The sequence below is a fragment of the Natrononativus amylolyticus genome, from assembly GCF_024362525.1.
Taxonomy (GTDB): Archaea; Halobacteriota; Halobacteria; order Halobacteriales; family Natrialbaceae; genus Natrononativus; species Natrononativus amylolyticus.
On record NZ_CP101459.1, the window covers coordinates 12,180 to 31,132 of the forward strand.

Here is an 18,953-nt window from a genome sequence, read left to right on the forward strand (position 1 = left end):
TGGGGTAGGGAGTGGGCAATCGGCGACACTGGCACCGGTGTAACTACGACCTGTGGGTGTGTTCGAGAGGGTACCATGGGGGTTACCGCTTAGTCGTGTCCTCTCGAGTCTCGGTATCGGAGCTCGCCGTCTCGAGGCGCCGACAGGCAGTGGCGGTGGTGAGGAGCTCCCGGCGAGCGGTCGCCAGCGTGAGTGGCTCCGGCAGAGAGTCCTCGAGGCCCTCGAGGTCGGCGGCAATTTGCTCGAGGCGTTGAGCCACCTCTCGCGGTGGGCGGTCCGCTGGATTATCGGCCATTGGCCACCTCTCTTGTTACTGAATCGGCAGTTTCACTCGCGATGGTGGTGTCTCGAGTCCTGTCGAGTGTGGCCACTGGACGGCACTCTGTGGGAGGACTCGAGGCGAGTATCTCTGGGTCGCTAATGGCGAAATCAGTGTCCGTTCGGAGCCGACAACGCACCAGGAGTTCCGTACAGCCAAGGGTGGGGTGGCGGATCGCTGTGGGGCTGCAGGCCGTACAATAGGTACGGTGGATCGTCCACTCCTCGCCGGCCGGCCGAGAGGCGAAGACGGTCGCGGTGTCGCCTGCGGTGAACTGGTGAGTGCAATGCAGGCAACGAGTCCCGACAGGGTGGCCACACAGTGTTGTGAGGCTCATTGTGGTCCTCCCTGGAAGCGGGTCACGAGTTCGAGTCGCCCGCGTGGGATCGGCCCCATAGTGAGGTCGGCGAGATCGGCGGCACCCGAGTGGGGGTAAGCGACGAGCAGTACCTCGTCGGTCGGGTCGTACGCCGGATTGACGTCGGCGACGGTCGTCGTGGTCTCGCCGAGGCAGTACTCGGCTGCTGGGGTGGCGGTGTGTTGGGCGACCAGCAGTAGTTGGCTGGGCTCCTCACGATCGCGGACGTGATCACCGACGTTGAGGGAGGGTGGCTGGTAGTCGAGTTTGTCCGCGAGGGACTCGAAGTCGGGGTTACTCATCGGTGGGCCCTCCGTTGGTGCAGTCGGTGAGGGTCGCGTCTTCTACGTGTTCGAAGCCGACCTCTCGCCATTGGTCGGTGGTGGGGTTGTACTCGAGTTCGGTTCGGATCCACGCCTCGGTGCCCGCTTCGAAGACAAGTTTTCTAGGGTTGCCGTGGGTAGGGGTCCACTCGATCTCGAAGCCGTCGGTCAGCGTTCCGATCGTGTGGAACTCACAGTCCGTCGACTCGAGGTCGGTGGGAGCGAGCGGGGCGGTAAGATCGAATGAGGTGGTCATTAGACGCCACCTCGGATCACGTCGGCGACGATTTCTCCGATGGCTGGTGGGCGCTCCTCCCAGCCTCGTTTTGCGTCGACGTACGCGATCCACTCCTCGAGGTCGCGATCGTCGTACTGGGAGAGGTCTTCGACGTGGTGGGCTTCGCCGGTGACGCGAAACCAGTACAGTCCTGCGTTGTCGGGGAGAAATCGCTCTGCGCGGTCGTCGGTTACGTAAATCGTGTTGGTCTGTTCGTCGACGTGATGGTGGTGTCCTTTGCTGTCTTCGCCGAGGTAGCTGTAGTAGCTGCCCGAGCGCTCGAGGAGGACGTCGTTTGCTGGCGGTGCATCCGCAACTGTTTCGTGCGTGGTTGATGTAGGAGTCATTGCTTCTGGACCACAGAAGCACGGAGGTCGGTGCCTGAAACACCGGCCTCAGGTTCTCTGAGACATCCCCGTGCCTAGTAGAGGGTTATAGGCCCACCACTATAAAACTATTCAACCACTCATGCATAATCTTATAACCTCAGAGATAGCATAGCGTTATATGGGGAACGGTACCCAAGCAGTTGACATGGCCGATCGAACCAGTATTAGTGTCTCCGAGGAGCTTGCTGACGAACTGTATAGTCGGAAGCGTCGGGGTGAAACCTACGAAGACGTGATCTGGCGCTTGATCGAGGAAGAAGGGAATGAGTAGTGAACACTACCGCGAGAAGTGCCTCAACGCGAAAGGTGAGGAATGTATTGAGTGTGACGCGACGAGCAAGATCGTTGTTCACCACATCAACGGAGACCGAACGAACGACAGCCTCGACAACTTGGTTCCGATGTGCCGGAGTTGTCACACAAGCGTCCACGCAGCCGGCGACGGGTTCGAACGCTGGACCAAGGAACTGCCAGAGCTCGCTATTCGGAGAGAAGACATTGTGGATGTTACAGAGCACGGATACGAAATACTTCGCGTGTGCCAACGTGAGGATGACCGAGTCAATCCCCTGCTCGTACGGCAGTTGACGGAACTACCAGCCACGACGGTTCAGTCGTCTATCGATCGACTCTGTCGGTGGGGCTACGTTCAACAGGTGACTCGGGGACTCTACGAGATCACCGAGAAAGGCAGAGAGACTGTGAGTGATACGGATGGACGCGAGTGAATTCGACGATGCTTCCTCTCGTGGATACGGCTGGAGAAAACGGGCGAATCAGATAAACGAGCGAGATGATGATGTCTGTCAACGTTGCGGTGACTGTAACGAGAACTACGATCACTTCCCGCTCGCGATGTCGACCCATCATATCGTACCCGGAAAGTATCTCCCGAAGTCGGACGCGCGGGTTGATCTGAATCTCGTCACGCTCTGTAGAACATGTCATGGCTCACTCGAGGGTGTTCACGTTGAACGACAACTGGCAGCGATCGGCCGAGATGATACGCTTCAGGTTTTGGAATTCCTGAAAGGCCGTCGCAGAAATATTCGACGTGTTTCGAAGGAACTCGATATACCGAAAGAGCGCGTGGAATCATTGATTCACCAACTCGAGTGCATGAATCTCGTATACAGTCCTGGCGGACAAACGTATCGAGCGTACTGTCCGGCGGTGTCGGCCTCGCTAGTACAGCAGTACGAGGCGAAGTGGCAGCGTGAGCACCAAACGAGGCAGCAACTCGAGCAAACTCGAGACACTCTTCGATACGAGTTTTCGAGAATTCTCGACGATCTCGAGTATGGCCTCGAAACTGGCCACTGGACTCGAGTTACATCGGCACTGCAACGAGGACGGGATGTGCTCGAAGAAGTGGAGTAACCTCCCGCCAGACACACGGACTGGCTTTATTTGGCGTCGTTGGGCATGTCCTCGAGAGATCACTCTTTGGTCAGGCGGTTATCTCGATGCTCTCGAGGCCGCTCTTCAAGCGAGAGCAACAATCCAATCGTGATCCCCAACATCACAGAGGAGACGCTGAGCCCACCGAGAAAGTGCGACTCAAAGGCCATGTACAGCAAAATCCCAATCCCGGTCGCGAAGACGAACCCACTCCAGGGCGTCCACCGGGCGCGGATCCCTCGAGCCAGGGCATACGCAATCGCACCGAGGTAGAGCCCCCCGGCGATGAGACCTGTGTTCAACAGGACGTGCAGGTACGAGTTGTGCGGTCCGTTACTCTCGCCGATTTCGGGGCCGGGGTCGACGAAGCCAATGCCGAACAGTGGGCTCTGCGCGAGGCGCTCGAGGGAGGCCACCCACCGGTCGACGCGGCTCATCAGCGTGGTCTCCATCACCTCCCCGACGTGGCCGAGGCTGATCGCGACGTAGACCCCAAGGAGAACGAACACGAACCCGGCGAGGGCCAACCGACGGTCGAATCCCGCAAGCAACACCACGACGGCGACGGTAAAGCCGACGAAGGCGGCATCACCCTCCGCGAGGAGCAGGCCGAGTAGACAGACCGCGAGGGCGACGAGCCAGATCACGCCGCGACGAGTGAGGTAGGTGTAGAGCGCCGCCAGTGTCCCGACCATCATGAAAAAGCCGTACGTGTTCGGGTTGTGGAAGATCGACACCGTCCGAACGTTCCCAACGCCCATCACCGGCTCGCCCACCCAGCGGTAGAGGTTCTCGTCGGTCGTCTGTTCGTGGAGTAGCATGACCAGTCCGATGGCGACGATCACGACGGCGACCGCCGTGAGCCCCATCGCGAACGCCTCTCGGTTGTCGTCGATCAGCTGCGGAAAGACGATGACGGTCGTGCCGACGACCAGCGGCGTGACCAGGATGTAGTAGAGGAGTTCGGTGTGTGGGTGGTAATAGTAGTGTGCCAGCAGTCCGATCCAGTAGCCTCCGAAGAGAAAGACAAAGACCGGGTCCGTTCGAATCCGAATCCTCGGGGAAACGATAGCGTAGACTGCGGTCGCGGAAATCGCAACGAGCGCAATCGCGTAGCCCCTTTCGCGCGGGAACGCCCACGTGGTGACGGTGAGGCTGGCGACGATGACAGCCACCGCGAGAATCGTCTGCAATTGTGGTACTGTTGAGCGGTCGTTCCCCCTTTCTTGAGCCTTTTGCAGACTAATTATTGACATTAGCGACCGTACGTCCCCCCGGTTCTCGGTCGGTATCACACCGCCCTGTATACCTATCCGGCTCTTAATCGCTGTCTGTGCCGTTCTTCCTGACAGCTGGGTAATGAAACGGACGCGCTCGGTGGCTCGGTGGGGCTGGTTTCGGTGGGATCGACTGAAATGAGGGGGATGCTCAGTGTGACTTGTCACTTCGAGTCAGTTTCTCGAACTCTGCGCGTGCTGCGTCACTGGCCTCCGCGAGGTACGCGATGTCCATACCGACAATCACGAAATCGACACCGACGTCGATCCAGCGATGAATTCCATCCCGGTCGGTTGCGAGCATGCCGACCGGCGTATCCGCGTCGTGAGCTACGTCTATCACTGACTGCAGGGCCGTCTGGAATCGCTCGCTCTCCCATTCCCCGAAGACGCCGAGCGACGCCGAGAGATCGCCGTGGCCGACGATTACCGCGTCGACGCCGTCGACGGCGACGATCTCGGCGGCGTTCTCGACGCCGCGTTCGGTCTCGATCTGGACGATCGTCGTGAGTTGCTCGTTCGCGGTCTCGAAGTAGTCACTGAAGGTCCGTCCGTAGTCGGAGGCGCGTGCCGGGGCAGCGCCGCGAACGCCTTCCGGTGGGTATCGCATCGCTTCGACGGCCCGTTCGGCCCCCTCGGCCGTTTCGATCATTGGGATCATGAGCCCCGCGACGCCCAGGTCGAGTACACGTTTTATTCGGACCGGGTCGTTCCACGGGACGCGGACGAAAGGTGTGACATCCTCCTCAAGGGCCTCGACGGCGCGGAGGGAGTTTTCGAGCGACTCGAGACCGGTAGGGGTGTGTTCGGTGTCGATGATCACGAAGTCGAACCCGCGGGCGCAAACCTCCGCGACCGTCGGGTGGCCAATCGAAATCCAGTTCCCCACCGCGTGTTCGTCTGTGTTCAGCAGGGGTCGTGATGCGTCGTCCATACGCTACACTCCCGCCGTCGGCATTTGAACGCGGGGATGGCGGAAATTCGTCTCGAGGGGTCTCGGCTCGGCAATTTCGGAATTATAGGCACTATTCGGGAGGTGCAGACGAGTGGTTCGTATTAGCAGATCGGTACCGGTCGATACTCTCCGTAACGCTGTCCGACAGCTGGTGCCACTATTATGTGTTTTCGAGATATGTTTCTGGCAGCTTCAAAAGACAGGATCGCGAATCAGTATTGGTTATACAATTACCGATTATGGGATGTATTTCTGTAATATCGGACAGTGCGGCCGAAATTACTAAGTGTGGCATCTTGTTATCTATCTTATGGATCTGGTCGCGCTCTTCGGTATCGGGAGCACGAATTTTCACTATACTATCGGAACGCCGGCGGGAGACTTCGTGATGGACGTCTCGACGGAACCGACACAGCCGCATCGACTGGCGGAACAGGTATGCGAGACGCTCGAGGAACTGCAGCAAGAAATACCACTGGATGCGGTGGCAATCTCCGCGCCGGGATTGGTCGATCCTGAGGCAGGGTGTATTCGGAAGTTCGACACCGTCGACGGGGAGTTAATTGACAAAATCGATCTTCGGGAGCCGGTCGAACGTGCGTTTGCGCTACCAGTGTATCTCGAGAACGATTGCTCGGCCTCCGCGCTCGGCGAGTGGTATTTCGGCCGTCGCGGGGAACACGACTGCGTGATTCACGTAACCTTTGGCACCGGAATCGGCGGTGGTGTCGTGGAAAACGGACAGTTGCTACGGGGAGAGTCAGGACAGGCCGGCGAGTTCGGGTTGATTTCTATCGATCCAGGGAGTGAACTCGAGAGCTCAGGCGTGACGGGCGCTTGGGAGGCGTTCTGTTCGGGGCGGGGGATTCCACAATATGTCGAACAGCGGTTCAAGCGGGACACCTCCGCTGTAACCGCCAGCGAACTCGCTCGAATCGACGTGGCGGATCTCACCGCACCAGAGGTGTTTGCGGCTGCTGAGAATGGGGATCCGTTCGCTCGAGCATGTCTCGAGCAGATCAGTCGGTACAACGCTGCCGGGATCGGGACGCTCTGTAATATCCACAACCCAGGGATGGTCACGCTGGGTGGTGGTGTGGCGTTGAACAACGAGGAGTGGCTGCTCGAGGGAGTGAGGAAGCATCTCGAGGAATTCTGTTTCGTCGATCCGCCGACGCTCGAGATGACGCCACTAGGTGAAGAAATCGGATTATACGGTGCGCTGGGAACGTATATGGATCGAGCTGAGGAAATTTCTCGAGCTACCGTACCCGCATCGGATTGAAGCGACTACGGATACTCGGTACTCGCTTTACAGCGACGAAGATAGCGAACTCGTCTCTGCGTCGGTCGGTTGGCACTCAAAGGTGGTCTTGTCCTCGAGTTACCGGCAAAGCCGCTCTACCGGAATCTCAACCGCCACGGCCACGAGACCGGCTACTCGACGGTTCAACAGCGGCTCGGAGAGTTCAAGCAACACGGCCTGCCCGAGAGGGTTGAAGATGAGGGACTACTACCAGGGGAGTTCGAAAGAGAAGACATACCTCGAAGGGGAGGTATCGGTTGAGGAACTCGAGTGAGCCAGTCGCGTTTCGAGTGAACTAGCTGGATTTAGATGCCTGGATCGTTTTCTCGAGGCCCTCTTTCAGCGAGACGGTGGGCTCGTAGCCCAGGTCGGTTTGAATCTTCGAGATATCCGGTTCGCTGTGGCGGATGTCTCCCTCTCGTTCTTCGGTGTGGACGATGTCCGAATTCGAGTCCGTGACGTCTACGATCGTCTCCGCGAGTTCGTTGATCGTGACACTCTCGCCGGTGCCGACGTTGTACGCCTCTCCCGAGTGATCAGAGTCGGCTGCGAGGAGGTTCGCCTGGACGACATCGTCGACGTAGACGAAATCGCGCGTCTGTTCGCCGTCGCCATAGATCGTGATTGGATCGTCGTTCTGGGCTTGCTCGAGGAAAATACTAATGACCCCACTGTAGTCACCCGCTGATTGGCGTGGGCCGTAGACGTTAAAGTAGCGCAATGCGACCGTGTCAAGTCCATAGAGGTCGTGGTACTGTCTGGCGTAGTGGTCGATCGTGAGCTTCTCGAGCCCGTAGGGTGAGGACGGGGTTTTCGCGTCTGTTTCGCGGATCGGGATCTGTTCGGGATGGCCGTAAATCGCTGCACTTGAGGCGAGGACGACTCGTGCGTCAATTTTGCGAGCGCGCTCGAGCAGCGATAGCGTTGCCCGGACGTTGATCGCGTGGCTTTTCTCGGGGGCTTCGACCGATTGCTGGACACTCACGAGTGCGGCTTCGTGGAAGATCAGGTCTACGTCCGCGGTGGCTCGCTCGATGGTTTTCCTGTCGCAGATATCACCGTCGAGGCAGGTTGTCTCTTTGGGGACGTTCGCACGGCTGCCAGTCGTGAACGAATCGACGATGCGGACGTCATTGTTGGATACCAGATGATCTGCGAGGTGGCCTCCAATAAATCCCGCACCCCCTGTAATGAGGACTGTTTGATCCGTCAATCCGGAAATGTCCATAATATCATAATCGATGGAATCTGGTTTGATTCCTTCGACTCTTTGTGAGATAGCACTCCATCTGACCTAGTCAATAAAAACCATATTACTGATGTTAGGTCTACTTAAATCGAACTGGGAACGCTCGCTGGTACGCTGGGTAACGCAAGTAGCTGTGACGGGGCGGTTTGAGGCACTCTTACTTCCTACCCCACGAGCCATCAGCCATGTCTGATTATCGATTGAACCGGATATTCAAGGCACACTATCTGGAAACGGCTCGACCGACTCCAGGCGGCCGAACACATCGAGTAACTCTATGAACCAATTGCGCTCTGGTTGCTCGTCGATGACAACGCCGAACACTCGCGGGGTTTAGATGCAGCTACAACTCGACGGTTGACAAGACGAGTTCGCCAGACGGCTACTATCAGCGGTTGACACCATCTCGCACAGAGTACTTCTGCGACCTCGTCGAGACCGTGCTCCACGAGGTCGTTATTCCTGATGCTGTTGACACTGATATCAACCGGGCAGGGGACGTGATGATCGCTGATGGTACCGCCTTTCGGTTGCACGAACTTCTCTCGAGGATTACGGAACCCGGAAAAAGGAGCAGGCTAGAGGGCCGTGGTGAATCGCTATACGGCATTGAATTTGCTTAGTTCACAGTACGCTTGATGTTGTAGACGACACACATCAGGACGATTTCACGGAAATCTCGATACTGGCTTCGCGCACGCACGGCATCGCCGAGCGTGCGCTTGATCACTTAGAAGATGGTCTCAGATAACGCTCTCTGGCCGTAGAGTGTTCATCGATCCGCGCGTTATGCGCGTGATCGATGAGACGGAACTCACGATGCTTGATTAGCGGTCTCACGCCTTCTTCCCTCAACTTATCGCGTAATTGCTGCCAATCGTAGCCTTCGTCGGCGGCGAGGCTGGGTAACTCGCCCGCCGCAACGCGGGCGAGTTGCCAACCGAGCTGGGTGTCATGCCGTTTCTCGGTCGTGCAGTGAACGTCGAGAACAGCTTGTGGCTCAGTATCGACGAGAGCGGTTGTTTTGAGCGTCTGGACACGGTAATTCGTGCGGCGACAGTAGTGTTTGCTCGCGTTCTTGCGGTCGAAAAATGTCGCGTCCATCGCAGCATGACCAGATGGCTCGTGCAGTTGCGCCGACAGGCGCAGAAGCATTCGCCAGACCGCCATCTTGACCCTGTCAAACGCCTTCACGAGCGTCGAGTGATCAGGGAGATCGTCCTTCAGAAGGCCGATCTCCGCCAGTATTTGTGGCATCTCGCTCAGGAGATCGAGCGCCTCGCGGTAGGATTTCTCTAAATAAATCCGTAAACAATGTAGCGAAACAACGGCGTAATCGGCGAATCCGCCGCCCCGCAGGGTGGCGGATTCGCCTCGGCCACCAACAGCACTTTTAGCTAACGCCACGACCTTCCCAGTGAAGCGGGAAATTTTGGACATGAACCATCCGCCGTTTCCCGCTTCAACTCCCTAGGTCTGACGGGTCAAGTCAGCGCTTTCTTGCGATTCACCAGAGCCTCGGAAGTGATGGTCAAAGCAGTGTCATAGCCGAGAACTGCGTTGAAAGTTTCGAAGCAGCGAACATCCAAGAAGACGGAAGACACGGTTCTACGCTCAGAACAATGATACCTGACGAATCAGAAACATATATAGCATCTGGCCGAAGATTGCATAATAATGACTGCAACTTTCGTTGTCAGCATTGAGGTTGAACTTGGATGGGGCACCCATGATCTTAATGATTTCAGTCATTTGAGTGCTGATGGTAGTGTTGAAAGAGAGTTTCTAGACCTCTTCCTTCAGATTGCAGATCGGCATTCAGTTGCAGTTACATTCAACGTTGTTGGGAAATTGTTTGATAAGTGCGATACAAATAATGACAGACATTTGTATCCATCTGGTTGGTTTAGTTCGGAAACCGGTCAAAAGGGTTTGTTCTACGGCCCTGACCTTATCAATGCAATTGATAATACAGATGTCAATCACGAAGTCTGTACGCATACTTACAGCCATATTCTATTTGAAGATATGTCACGTAACGTTGCTCAAGCAGATTTGAGAGAGGCTCAAAGAACTCATTATGAGAGATACCGTTCTAAAACGAAATCATTGGTTCCACCCCGTCATCAAGAGCCTGAAATGGAAACTCTCAAAGAAAATAACATCGAAATTATTAGATTGGGTCGACCCCTACAATCCAGCACCCGACCGGGACTCTTCTGGGAGTTATTTGTTGGACTGCCATTCGCACACACCCCCCGGACTGTGGATGATGTTGTTGAGACGTACGTCTCACGCTTTCCTTCGCTCACTGTTCCATTGCTTCCCCGAGGCCGGTCAAGTCCACCATCAGTTTTCAAACTAATTCCAACAGAGTTTCGGGGGCGAACATACCGATATGGAATTAAACGAGCTCTTGATCAAGCTAGTAAGAACAATCAGGTTGTCCACCTTTGGTGCCACGTTTATAACTTCTCCTCAAAACAACAAATAAAACACATTGATAAGCTCTTTAGTATGGTTAGTTCCCGTGACGATGTTCAAACAAAGACAATGGCTCAGCTAAATGAAGCAGTTCGGGGTCAGTAGAACGGAGAAATCACGTAGTATCTAATTCAGTAAAGTTCACAGCCCAATTGTCAGGATTAGATAGATCAATAGGCAGATCTCCACTGAGACTCCTTGCCACCATGTTTTTTTGAGTGAGTTTAAAAGAAAGCGGTATAGACCCATCTGAAAGGAAGCCTAATCGACGGAGAACCTTCTCTGGAATGGCGTTTCCAGCAGCAATAAAGAAGTCTGTTTGAGAATGATCTACAATCGCCTCACGATAGAGGCACTCAGTTGCGGTAAATGGGGCGTTTTCTGCTTGGATCGGGAGACTCTCCACGATTCGAGTTTGGTTCAGCCCGTTCGATTTCGATGCAAAGATTGTTGCAGCTATGGATTCACCATTGTCTCGAGCAATATATGCACGATAGTCCCATTTTGGGTTTTGGAACTTCCAGTTATAGAAAGTCTCGTCTCGGATAGCATGGATTGCTATGGGCCGGTTTTGATTGTGAAGTTCGGAAAATTCGTTAGCTGGGACATGATCGTACCGCTCAATTGACAGTCCAGAAATTGATGAGGACCGGAGATTTTGAATTTGACAATATCCCTGAAACGCTGCTGAAGCAACTTTCCCAGTAAGGGTTGCAAATCTGCTGTCAAATTTCAACTGGGCAATCCTGTCGGGGTTCTGAATGCGGTAATGCCGCTCAAGTGGCTGTACAAATTCCCATCCCATCTTTAAATTCCCTGGAAGCGCCTTCTTGTTCGGGAAATTAAAAAAGAACCGAACATCACTGTTTTCGTATTTCTGGATTGCTTTCTGGTTCATTCGGGTGAAAATACCGTTTCTACGGTGCTCCGGGGAAATCATTGTGTCGCACGGTTGAAGGGCATGGTATTCCCGGTTGTTGCATGACATTCTAACCGAGAAAAAAGACCGCGCACCGATGATCCTACCTTCGTGCTCAGCAACAATTATCTCTGAATTTTCAGAGGAGGGAGGCTCCTCATATTTCCATCGGAACCACTTATCGTCTCTGACAGCCTCAAACACTGAGCGATAGAGTTCAAGATATTCATCCAAATCCTCAGGGCGATAATCACGAATATAATAGTCATCCAATGCCATATCTGTAAATCTATTTGGACGGGGGGACTAAATGGTATCTACTGAGCTATACCCTGTAGCTACTTCCTTTCTCGAGTGAAAGTAAGTATCTCGAAGTTCCGGAGTAATTGACTACAACAAGTGGATACGGTGGGGTGATCGCGACGATCTTGAGAAGTTACTCATGGACAACTGATGTCTTCAGTACTTGCTATTGATTGTCTTCGATTGATATCGGCAATAACCGATTGGCGAAGAAACCGATAGATAGTCGGCCCAATACTTACAACCCCCAGTTAAAGTGTGGTGAGGTTTTTGAGAGATTTCTCTCTCGAGTTCCGCTTATGCCTTTCTAACCGTGGACTCCAGCTGTCACCGGCTGACTGAGTCCGCTCTGTGTCTCGCCCGGGATCTTTGCGCCCGCTGGGGGAAGATTCTCCGATCTGTGTAGAGAAGGCTGTTCTTCCGTTCGGTCTGTTTGCGGATCGCGAATCGGTGGTCCGAGAGATCCATGAGCACGTCGATCGCCTGTGAGACCAATTTCTTGGCTATACGTATCACTCGTACCAATCACATCCGCGACTACATGAATTACGATTCTTTTGATCTCTTCTATCATCTGCTACGCGGGGAAAACAAACTAAAACGCATCATCTCGTTATTGTTGTGCCCCGTGATCAACGAATTACTCGAGGCAAATCTATACCTCGACAGCCGCGTTGAGAGTACCATGGACAACGAGGAGATGTTCTTACCACCCTATAATGCCGCGGAGTTCAAGGCGCCACTCGCCCTGGGAGCTGAGCAGGCGTTTCGAGAGGACGCAGCCCCGACAAGGTTTTCGACTACGGCTTCAATGAAGTGGCCAACCGGTGGGGCGACGCTCCAAGGTACTTACGCTGTTTCGCCACGCCAGCGAGACGAGCAACGAGGAAAGGCTTGAGGCGGTTAGCGAGGAGGGACACGCGGTGAATATAGGGCAGGTGAAGAAGCCACGGTTCTTGAGCGACTGTCGCGATTACCGCTCCAACATCTGCTTATGCTGACTACGATGACGTCGTGGACGCAGGGACCTGGCGAGATTGTCCCGCCGGTGACGACCGCACAGATACAAAAAAGCCTGGAAATACTGGCGGAGAGACCGTTTGTGCCAGCGTGAGTCACAGACGCCACGACGGAGTTTGCCGAGCGGGTGAAGTCTAATGACGAATAAATTCGTCTTGAACGGCGAGTCGTCTCCAGGTTGGTGGTGAGTTCAGAGGAGGGCGATCTGTGTGAATCATCAATGGCCAATGGGAAGCGGCGATGGCAATAGTTTATTCAGGCGTTTGGTGTGCTATTCGTGACCGCCAAGAGGGAGACACCAATACACGCGGGATATAGTTAATTTGGGCTATACGCCTAACGTTGTCGGCCACTCATGGGGGTGTGGCGTCAGTCAGTGGTTCCACGAAGGGTCGTATGAAACCGGATGTACGGGAACGGCGACAGGAACTGCGGCAGCGCACCGTCCTCAAGGACGAACTGACCGTGATCTCGGAGCTAGCAGCCAAGTAAGAGGTCTACGAAGAAATGATTAGGAAAGAGATAGGTACGCTGGTCCTAGGTCTCTCTATCGTTCCAGAGTCACAAGAGACGTCTCCGCGTTTGTCGAACTTCAGGTGAACCGCCATCGCATGCACCAGATGCTAGTGAAGACTTAGGAAAGCAGTGACCTATAACTTGAGTTGATGACCCGCAAGGGCCTGGCCAGATGATCAGCCAAGAGAACAATTCGGTAAAGAAATCAAACTAAAGATCGAAAAAACCGTCGGGTGAATGCGAAAACCGGACAGGGATCGGGAGTGAGTTGATCGATCAATTAGTGAGCCATCGCCCGCCTGCACTGGTTGGGCGAAAGCCGATTAGACACGAGCCCCCTGTAACAATGGATTTCAGCAGATTGAATCCTTCATCGCTTTATTTAAGTAATGGCAATCAAACAACTACCAAGATGCGTTTGCAGAGCATAAAGTTATTCGGAATTGTCTCTTCTATACTGGTATGTTTTTCTTCTATTAATTGGTATGATCAAAGAACATCTTCTGGATTCATATTCAGGAGGGTAGGAATATTATCATATCAGATGCCCGATGGAGATATAACCGATGGATTTGAAGGCATACCGTTTGAAGGGGTATTTCTCGGTGTGCTATCCGAAATACTAGGTTTGTATCCAGTTTATGTGATATATCTCCCGATAGTCACGATCTTAGCAATTCCATTTATCTATGCTGGTATGAAACTCTCAACAGAAAATGAAATACCAGTTCTCATAGGGGGCGCTCTAATTATTTTTCATTTTGCTGCTGAACCTCATTACAAAGAATATTATATAACAATACCACTATTTCTCATATTCTCACTTACTACATTTAACTTTATTTTTTATAGTGATGTTCGCGATGCCTTTTTAACTATTTTAATGTTTATTTCATTGCATTTATGGGGCCCTCCCATTTCTATGTGGTCTGTATCATTGTTTTGGTTTTTGACATTATGGTTTCTAATCTCTAAATATTTTCATCCATCAATCAAAATAAGAGGAATTGCTGGAATGGCGATTCTTTCAACAGTAATATATTTTTGGTTCAATGATAAAGTTTTTGAGCAATTTATTGGCAATAGACTGGTTGATTTTTTAATATCGGTTCAAACACTTTTTTCACCTGAAGAGGGTCCAGTTCGTCCATATGCTTACTCTGTTGAGCACCCTGATATTTATTTTATATCTGGTGCTCTCTGGTACATAATCATTTTTCTTCCAATCATTTTTGGATTCCTTTGGAATACATATCGCGGAGGTATTTCTCCATTCTCTCGATCCCCACGAGAGCTATTTTTGATTTCTTTATTACTATCGACAACAACTCAAATGGGACTATACTTTTTCCTTATCGGTGAATTGAGGTTACGCTCATTAAGACTCTTAGGACCAATAATAGCGGCCTATTATTTATACAAACACTGTTCGCGGAATCTGATAAAGCTATTTGGATTAATAATCATATGTATATCTCTTATAAATGCAGGTGCGATAATTGGATATGGTTTGAATGCTCCAGCCACGGACCGGGACGCCACATCTAACAAGTATAACTTTCATGACGAGTATGGACAGGGAACTTTCACATCTGACTTTCAGACTACAGAAGAAATTTTAGCTGTCGCTGGGGAATATGAAGAACATCCGGATGATGTGCCTCGCGAATTCTATAGTCAAGATGTTATGGCAATGATTATTGATGGAAAATCACCACCCGACAATATATCAGAATACATAATAATAAATAAAAATAGATTATCACATCCAACTGTTTCTGGAATTGACTGGGTAAGATACTACCCTCTTGGTTACTATTATGAAGACCTTAATAATAGAAATGATATTAGTAAAATATACTCGGATGGGTACTACGACACAATGTATATTAAGGGGGAATAACCGTTTATCGGCATGAAATGCAAAGTACTGTTAAGTTAGTTAGGTTCGCGAAGAAAGTAGATCTTGGAGTTGGCCTGGCAGGGAGCATTTACGCAAGAAATTGAGGAAAGAAGGCGTCGGACCACTTATTAAGCATCGTGAGTTCAGTCCTCATCGATTACGCGCACAATGCGCGGATCGAGCAGTTCTCTACAGCCAGAGAGCATTGTCTGAGAACGTCTTCTCGGTGATCAGCCACACGCACAACTGAATGGTGCGTGCGCGAAGCTGGTATCGAGAATTCCGTGAATTCGTCCGGATATGTATCGTCTACAACATCATGCGTGCCGTCAACTGGCGAAATCAACCGTCGTATGGTATCACTTGGTCAGTAAACACCTACGGCGATGCTCCACTATACAATGCTAATCGGATCCAATTACTTTTTCATATGATTTCCGTACGTTAAAAACCCCAAGTATATGTAATAAGGATAGCCAAATCACAACCCCTAATCCCACAATTGCAAATAGGGTTATAAAACCGGTAATGTATTCGATAAACTGTGAAACAATCAAATATATTATCACTGATATAGATATGGCTACCGCTATTCTCTGGAACAAGAATTTTACACTGATTTTGAGCTCTATCGTAATAAGGAAAACTGTGCCAACTGTATAGATCGAATAAGTGATCACAGTGGCAATTGCTGCTCCAATAACTCCAACAATTGGAATAAGTATTATGTTTAGAACCGCATTCAAGACCGATGTAATCACCATGAGGATTGCTCGTTCTTGAGCTCTTCCAAGAAAATCAAGTCCTTCACTTGTGATTTTAGTAATTGATTGTAAAATAGCATAGATAGATAGTATCTGTAATACAGGGACAGCACCAAGATAATCACTTCCAAAAATAATTCTAATCATCGGTTCAGATATCAAGATAAGTCCTGCCGCTCCAGGTACATATAATAATAATCCATATGAAAAAGCCCTCTCATATATTCTAGCTGCTGTTTCTGAGTTGCCACTTGTTTTTTGAGCAGCGTATGTTGGCGAAAGTGTGAAACCTAGTGCCGATATTGGGGTTTCTACAAATGTGATCACTTGTTTACTGATTGTGTAAAACGCTACTGCAGTCGGGTTGAGAAAAAACCCAACCAAAATAGTGTCGACTTGTTTTGCAAGAACATTTGCACTGTTTGTCGCAATCAAAGGGAACGAATAAGAGACAATTTGCCGTTGAAGATCGATCTCAGTATCTCTCTTCTCCCCACCACGATAGTATTGAATATATATGTAAGATAGGCCTAAAATACTGATAATAATAAAACCAAGAATGTATCCAACAAGTGCTCCAATAACCCCATATCCAAGGAGAACAAATCCAACAGCAAATAGAAGTTGGATAATACTAACTCCAGCGTTTAACAGTGCACTTATTTCTATTGCCTCAAACCCTTGCAGCACGTGGCGATTAAATACGACAAGAGTGGAGAATGCAATATATAGGACTCCAACTATAAGAAGGGGAACAAGATCCGGCTCTTCCAGCAAATACGCTATATGAGCGTGTGATAGTAAAAAAACCACAGAGACAATTATAATCATAACAATATTGTAGATGAATGAGAATTTTAAGATGTATGTAATTTGGGTGGGGTTCGAACCTCTGTGTTCAACTATAAATCGGGCAGCGGATTTTGCGATTCCAAATCTGCTTAGTATCTCGGCCATCCCAAAGATGGAAATCGCCAGAAATAATAATCCATATGCGTTTGGATCCAGTAGATGGGCTAAAGCGACGATTAGTATTCCTCCTGAAATAACATCAATAATCCGACCAACAAGTTCAGCTCGGAATCGTTTACTAAGATCAGAGATAAGACTCATTTAGAAAAACGTCGCCAAACAAGTTATTATATCTTGCGAAAATTCCGAATATGTGACGTTCAATATGACTGAGAATATCTATTGTTGTTTCAAGCGTTATTTGAGACGGGATAGACTGGTAGTAGTTTCGTTCAAGCGTCCGTCATCGAAAACAGCCAATCAATAGAGGAAGATGACTCGTTCTGATGGGGCACCCATGCAGCCACATCCGAACGAAGGAGCGCTGAGTCCGAATGCGCTGATCGAAACACTGAGATGAAAGTACGCTGAACTCGATTTCTACCATATTGAGCCACCTCTCGTGCCTGGGCGTGAAATAGAACTCCGGTCGTTCCAATAATTGACGAGCCTCGGCCGGCCGGAGATACTCGTAGAACGCCTGTTCAGTATGCGTATTGAAGTTGTCGAGTACTATCCGGATACGAGTAGTTGCATCCGGGTAATGCTGGTCAGCGAGTTGGCGCATCTGTTTCAGTAGTTCGGTCACGGCGCTATCGACGCCACCTAGTTCGACCGTCGACAGGCATCAAACCACTACCTCAACCGCTGTAACCGAGACGTGTGGGCGATACAAGCGACGTTTCTCATTGATACTGTGCAGGACGTGGTTATCGACGTTTAATACGATCTGTGAAACCGTGAACTGAGTGATCAAGCGCTCGTAAGACTCCTTCATCCGAACGTGTATATGGTAACCGCCAGTTCCGTGGAATCAATCTCGCAGTCACACTCTACAACGTCAAACAATGAAACTTGTTGCCCTCAGCGGATTCAATAGAGCCGTCCGCTCGTTCTCCCAAGCACCTTCTAAATCCGCGTCGCAGCTCTCACTGTGCGGGTCTGCGAGCATTTGTCCAAATCAACTTATGGGGGGGTAATAATCAACTTCGCTAAAATTATTAGCCAAGAAGATTAGTACCAATCTATGAGTCGTGGAAGAGTCTTGTTACGCGATAATATTACAACATATGATCCGGAAAAAAGAGGTGGATCAGGAACATATGTGCACAATCTATCTAAAGGTCTAGCCAGAAAGAATTGGGAGGTAGATGTTCTAACACCATATGCGAAGGATAATTCACCACCTGATTATGATAATATTGAGTATATCACGTTCAAATATCCCAATCCAAATAGTCCTTTTATAAGATTGATCCAAGCTTTTAAAGGAGGGAGAATGGTTAAGAATATTATAGAATCGAATGATTATGATTTGGTCATTGACAACATCTCCCATCTCCCGCATATTCCACTTCACTTCTTTGCAAGAAATACAAAGACGGCAGTTATTATCCATAATTTTAGATTGTCTTCTTCAAAAGATATTGATGGTCGAATCAAAGGAACTGTTGTTGAGTGGGTCGACCGGACCATTCCCTACTTAGGAAAGCCCCATATTATTTGCGCGGGCCCTAGTACTGAAATGAGGATTAGGGATTACCACAATTATTCCCGAACATCCATTTTAAGACCTTGTGTAAACACTACGCACCTCCAATATAATTTTAGTCCAGAATCAAAAACGCTGCTATTTCTAGGTAGGTTGGTTAATGTGAAAAACATACCAGTATTATTGAAGGCTTGGGAGATAATTAATAAGAGACATCCAGACTATCAGTTAGTTATTGCAGGCAAGGGAAGAGAGCGGAAGAAGTTAGAGAGTATAGTCCAAAGTGAGAATATAAACAACGTTGTTTTCCCAGGTTTTGTGAAAGGAAATGAAAAAAAGTCACTTCTTGAAAATTCTCTTGCGATGATTATCCCATCATATTTTGAGGGTTATGTGACAACTGGTATTGAGGCCCTAGCAGCGGGCACTATTGTCATCGGTTCAGATACTAGAGGAATTAATGATTATATCGATGATGGAGTAAATGGATTGCTTTTTCCCATTAATGATGTAAACTCACTAGTTGAACAACTCAACAAAGTAATCAATAACCCTGAGGAATTCCGAAATGTTTCGGAACGAGGATACGAAACAGCAAAAAACCATACATTTGAGGAATTTTCCAAAAATGCGGATGAATTGGTTGAAGAGATAATTAAGTGTGATTGAATAACACATTCTATGATC

The 18,953-nt window shown here is 50.3% G+C and carries 20 protein-coding genes and 5 pseudogenes; 11 read left to right on the forward strand and 14 right to left on the reverse strand.

What is annotated here, in order from left to right:
* Positions 1-82: 82 nt before the first annotated feature.
* The 5 genes from NMQ11_RS15485 to NMQ11_RS15500 are packed head-to-tail and all read right to left on the reverse strand — an operon-like array spanning position 83 to position 1,624.
* Positions 83-295: a hypothetical protein gene (locus NMQ11_RS15485; RefSeq protein WP_255171261.1), complete on the reverse strand. Its 213-nt coding sequence runs from the start codon at positions 293-295 to the stop codon at positions 83-85.
* Positions 285-656 carry a DUF8112 family protein gene (locus NMQ11_RS20285; protein ID WP_486651787.1) on the reverse strand — a complete coding sequence of 124 codons (372 nt, stop codon included), beginning with the start codon at positions 654-656 and terminating at the stop codon, positions 285-287. The genes NMQ11_RS15485 and NMQ11_RS20285 overlap by 11 nt, the downstream gene beginning before the upstream one ends.
* Complete coding sequence (locus NMQ11_RS15490; protein ID WP_255171262.1) at positions 653-979, reverse strand: hypothetical protein; 327 nt, start codon at positions 977-979, stop codon at positions 653-655. Before NMQ11_RS15490 ends, NMQ11_RS20285 begins: the two co-directional genes overlap by 4 nt.
* A complete protein-coding gene (locus NMQ11_RS15495) occupies positions 972-1,256 on the reverse strand; it encodes a hypothetical protein (protein ID WP_255171263.1) in 285 nt (94 codons plus the stop codon). Before NMQ11_RS15495 ends, NMQ11_RS15490 begins: the two co-directional genes overlap by 8 nt.
* Positions 1,256-1,624, reverse strand: coding sequence for a hypothetical protein (locus tag NMQ11_RS15500; RefSeq protein ID WP_255171264.1), 369 nt, complete (start codon positions 1,622-1,624; stop codon positions 1,256-1,258). The genes NMQ11_RS15495 and NMQ11_RS15500 overlap by 1 nt, the downstream gene beginning before the upstream one ends.
* Positions 1,625-1,929: 305 nt before the next feature.
* On the opposite strand from NMQ11_RS15500, the gene NMQ11_RS15505 reads away from it, so the two are divergent.
* Together NMQ11_RS15505 and NMQ11_RS20205 are read left to right on the forward strand one after the other, a co-directional pair.
* Positions 1,930-2,394: an HNH endonuclease gene (locus NMQ11_RS15505; protein WP_255171265.1), complete on the forward strand. Its 465-nt coding sequence runs from the start codon at positions 1,930-1,932 to the stop codon at positions 2,392-2,394.
* Positions 2,381-3,046, forward strand: a complete 666-nt coding sequence (locus NMQ11_RS20205; RefSeq protein WP_425607717.1) for an HNH endonuclease — start codon at positions 2,381-2,383, stop codon at positions 3,044-3,046. Before NMQ11_RS15505 ends, NMQ11_RS20205 begins: the two co-directional genes overlap by 14 nt.
* Positions 3,047-3,105: 59 nt before the next feature.
* Here the strand turns inward: NMQ11_RS20205 and NMQ11_RS15510 are convergent, their stop codons facing one another.
* On the reverse strand, positions 3,106-4,242 hold the full coding sequence (locus NMQ11_RS15510) for an O-antigen ligase family protein (RefSeq protein WP_255171266.1): 1,137 nt from the start codon (positions 4,240-4,242) through the stop codon (positions 3,106-3,108).
* Positions 4,243-4,495: 253 nt separating this feature from the next.
* Positions 4,496-5,278 carry an HpcH/HpaI aldolase family protein gene (locus tag NMQ11_RS15515; RefSeq protein ID WP_255171267.1) on the reverse strand — a complete coding sequence of 261 codons (783 nt, stop codon included), beginning with the start codon at positions 5,276-5,278 and terminating at the stop codon, positions 4,496-4,498.
* Between the two features lie 331 nt (positions 5,279-5,609).
* Here NMQ11_RS15515 and NMQ11_RS15520 point away from each other — a divergent pair, with 331 nt between their 5' ends.
* Together NMQ11_RS15520 and NMQ11_RS15525 are read left to right on the forward strand one after the other, a co-directional pair.
* Positions 5,610-6,584 (forward strand): ROK family protein, encoded by a 975-nt coding sequence (locus NMQ11_RS15520; RefSeq protein ID WP_255171268.1) that lies wholly within the window; start codon positions 5,610-5,612, stop codon positions 6,582-6,584.
* Positions 6,585-6,653: 69 nt separating this feature from the next.
* Complete coding sequence (locus NMQ11_RS15525; protein ID WP_345781478.1) at positions 6,654-6,866, forward strand: phage repressor protein; 213 nt, start codon at positions 6,654-6,656, stop codon at positions 6,864-6,866.
* Positions 6,867-6,900: 34 nt separating this feature from the next.
* Here the strand turns inward: NMQ11_RS15525 and NMQ11_RS15530 are convergent, their stop codons facing one another.
* A complete protein-coding gene (locus NMQ11_RS15530) occupies positions 6,901-7,833 on the reverse strand; it encodes an NAD-dependent epimerase/dehydratase family protein (protein WP_255171269.1) in 933 nt (310 codons plus the stop codon).
* Between the two features lie 332 nt (positions 7,834-8,165).
* Between NMQ11_RS15530 and NMQ11_RS15535 the strand changes: the two are divergent.
* A pseudogene (locus NMQ11_RS15535) lies at positions 8,166-8,402 on the forward strand (IS4 family transposase); the annotation flags it as partial.
* 71 nt (positions 8,403-8,473) lie between these two features.
* Here the strand turns inward: NMQ11_RS15535 and NMQ11_RS15540 are convergent.
* A pseudogene (locus NMQ11_RS15540) lies at positions 8,474-9,294 on the reverse strand (IS5 family transposase).
* A 237-nt stretch (positions 9,295-9,531) separates the two neighbouring features.
* Between NMQ11_RS15540 and NMQ11_RS15545 the strand changes: the two are divergent.
* Complete coding sequence (locus NMQ11_RS15545) at positions 9,532-10,443, forward strand: polysaccharide deacetylase family protein (protein WP_255171270.1); 912 nt, start codon at positions 9,532-9,534, stop codon at positions 10,441-10,443.
* Positions 10,444-10,453: 10 nt separating this feature from the next.
* Here the strand turns inward: NMQ11_RS15545 and NMQ11_RS15550 are convergent, their stop codons facing one another.
* Both NMQ11_RS15550 and NMQ11_RS20290 read right to left on the reverse strand, forming a co-directional pair.
* The gene (locus NMQ11_RS15550) at positions 10,454-11,536 is read right to left on the reverse strand and encodes a GNAT family N-acetyltransferase (protein WP_255171271.1); all 1,083 of its coding nucleotides are present in this window, start codon (positions 11,534-11,536) and stop codon (positions 10,454-10,456) included.
* Positions 11,537-11,887: 351 nt separating this feature from the next.
* Positions 11,888-12,028 carry a hypothetical protein gene (locus tag NMQ11_RS20290; protein ID WP_486651788.1) on the reverse strand — a complete coding sequence of 47 codons (141 nt, stop codon included), beginning with the start codon at positions 12,026-12,028 and terminating at the stop codon, positions 11,888-11,890.
* On the opposite strand from NMQ11_RS20290, the gene NMQ11_RS15560 reads away from it, so the two are divergent.
* The 3 genes and pseudogenes from NMQ11_RS15560 to NMQ11_RS15570 all read left to right on the forward strand — a co-directional run.
* Positions 12,027-12,458 (forward strand): Cdc6/Cdc18 family protein, encoded by a 432-nt coding sequence (locus NMQ11_RS15560; RefSeq protein WP_255171594.1) that lies wholly within the window; start codon positions 12,027-12,029, stop codon positions 12,456-12,458. The two genes, NMQ11_RS20290 and NMQ11_RS15560, sit on opposite strands and share 2 nt — an antisense overlap.
* A 921-nt stretch (positions 12,459-13,379) precedes the next feature.
* Positions 13,380-14,999 carry a hypothetical protein gene (locus NMQ11_RS15565; protein WP_255171272.1) on the forward strand — a complete coding sequence of 540 codons (1,620 nt, stop codon included), beginning with the start codon at positions 13,380-13,382 and terminating at the stop codon, positions 14,997-14,999.
* An 88-nt stretch (positions 15,000-15,087) separates the two neighbouring features.
* A pseudogene (locus NMQ11_RS15570) lies at positions 15,088-15,330 on the forward strand (IS5/IS1182 family transposase); the annotation flags it as partial.
* Positions 15,331-15,403: 73 nt separating this feature from the next.
* Here NMQ11_RS15570 and NMQ11_RS15575 read toward each other — a convergent pair.
* Together NMQ11_RS15575 and NMQ11_RS20210 are read right to left on the reverse strand one after the other, a co-directional pair.
* Positions 15,404-16,876, reverse strand: a complete 1,473-nt coding sequence (locus NMQ11_RS15575; RefSeq protein ID WP_255171273.1) for a flippase — start codon at positions 16,874-16,876, stop codon at positions 15,404-15,406.
* Positions 16,877-17,018: 142 nt separating this feature from the next.
* Positions 17,019-17,342, reverse strand: coding sequence for a transposase (locus NMQ11_RS20210; RefSeq protein WP_425607723.1), 324 nt, complete (start codon positions 17,340-17,342; stop codon positions 17,019-17,021).
* 15 nt (positions 17,343-17,357) lie between these two features.
* On the opposite strand from NMQ11_RS20210, the pseudogene NMQ11_RS15580 reads away from it, so the two are divergent.
* Positions 17,358-17,495, forward strand: a pseudogene (locus tag NMQ11_RS15580) (IS5/IS1182 family transposase); the annotation flags it as partial.
* A gap of 138 nt (positions 17,496-17,633) precedes the next feature.
* On the opposite strand, the pseudogene NMQ11_RS20215 reads toward NMQ11_RS15580, so the two are convergent.
* Positions 17,634-17,726, reverse strand: a pseudogene (locus tag NMQ11_RS20215) (IS6 family transposase); the annotation flags it as partial.
* Positions 17,727-17,801: 75 nt separating this feature from the next.
* Here NMQ11_RS20215 and NMQ11_RS15585 point away from each other — a divergent pair.
* Positions 17,802-18,935 carry a glycosyltransferase family 4 protein gene (locus NMQ11_RS15585; RefSeq protein ID WP_255171274.1) on the forward strand — a complete coding sequence of 378 codons (1,134 nt, stop codon included), beginning with the start codon at positions 17,802-17,804 and terminating at the stop codon, positions 18,933-18,935.
* Positions 18,936-18,953: the final 18 nt, after the last annotated feature.

Coding starts and splice junctions, on each gene's coding strand:
- NMQ11_RS15575 (WP_255171273.1), bottom strand. CDS start 16,876: ATGAGTCTTATCTCTGATCTTAGTAAACGATTCCGAGCTGAACTTGTT.
- NMQ11_RS20285 (WP_486651787.1), bottom strand. CDS start 656: ATGAGCCTCACAACACTGTGTGGCCACCCTGTCGGGACTCGTTGCCTG.
- NMQ11_RS15485 (WP_255171261.1), bottom strand. CDS start 295: ATGGCCGATAATCCAGCGGACCGCCCACCGCGAGAGGTGGCTCAACGC.
- NMQ11_RS15515 (WP_255171267.1), bottom strand. CDS start 5,278: ATGGACGACGCATCACGACCCCTGCTGAACACAGACGAACACGCGGTG.
- NMQ11_RS20205 (WP_425607717.1), top strand. CDS start 2,381: ATGGACGCGAGTGAATTCGACGATGCTTCCTCTCGTGGATACGGCTGG.
- NMQ11_RS15500 (WP_255171264.1), bottom strand. CDS start 1,624: ATGACTCCTACATCAACCACGCACGAAACAGTTGCGGATGCACCGCCA.
- NMQ11_RS15585 (WP_255171274.1), top strand. CDS start 17,802: ATGAGTCGTGGAAGAGTCTTGTTACGCGATAATATTACAACATATGAT.
- NMQ11_RS15495 (WP_255171263.1), bottom strand. CDS start 1,256: ATGACCACCTCATTCGATCTTACCGCCCCGCTCGCTCCCACCGACCTC.
- NMQ11_RS15520 (WP_255171268.1), top strand. CDS start 5,610: ATGGATCTGGTCGCGCTCTTCGGTATCGGGAGCACGAATTTTCACTAT.
- NMQ11_RS15550 (WP_255171271.1), bottom strand. CDS start 11,536: ATGGCATTGGATGACTATTATATTCGTGATTATCGCCCTGAGGATTTG.
- NMQ11_RS15560 (WP_255171594.1), top strand. CDS start 12,027: ATGAGCACGTCGATCGCCTGTGAGACCAATTTCTTGGCTATACGTATC.
- NMQ11_RS20290 (WP_486651788.1), bottom strand. CDS start 12,028: ATGGATCTCTCGGACCACCGATTCGCGATCCGCAAACAGACCGAACGG.
- NMQ11_RS15505 (WP_255171265.1), top strand. CDS start 1,930: ATGAGTAGTGAACACTACCGCGAGAAGTGCCTCAACGCGAAAGGTGAG.
- NMQ11_RS15545 (WP_255171270.1), top strand. CDS start 9,532: ATGACTGCAACTTTCGTTGTCAGCATTGAGGTTGAACTTGGATGGGGC.
- NMQ11_RS15490 (WP_255171262.1), bottom strand. CDS start 979: ATGAGTAACCCCGACTTCGAGTCCCTCGCGGACAAACTCGACTACCAG.
- NMQ11_RS20210 (WP_425607723.1), bottom strand. CDS start 17,342: ATGCGCCAACTCGCTGACCAGCATTACCCGGATGCAACTACTCGTATC.
- NMQ11_RS15530 (WP_255171269.1), bottom strand. CDS start 7,833: ATGGACATTTCCGGATTGACGGATCAAACAGTCCTCATTACAGGGGGT.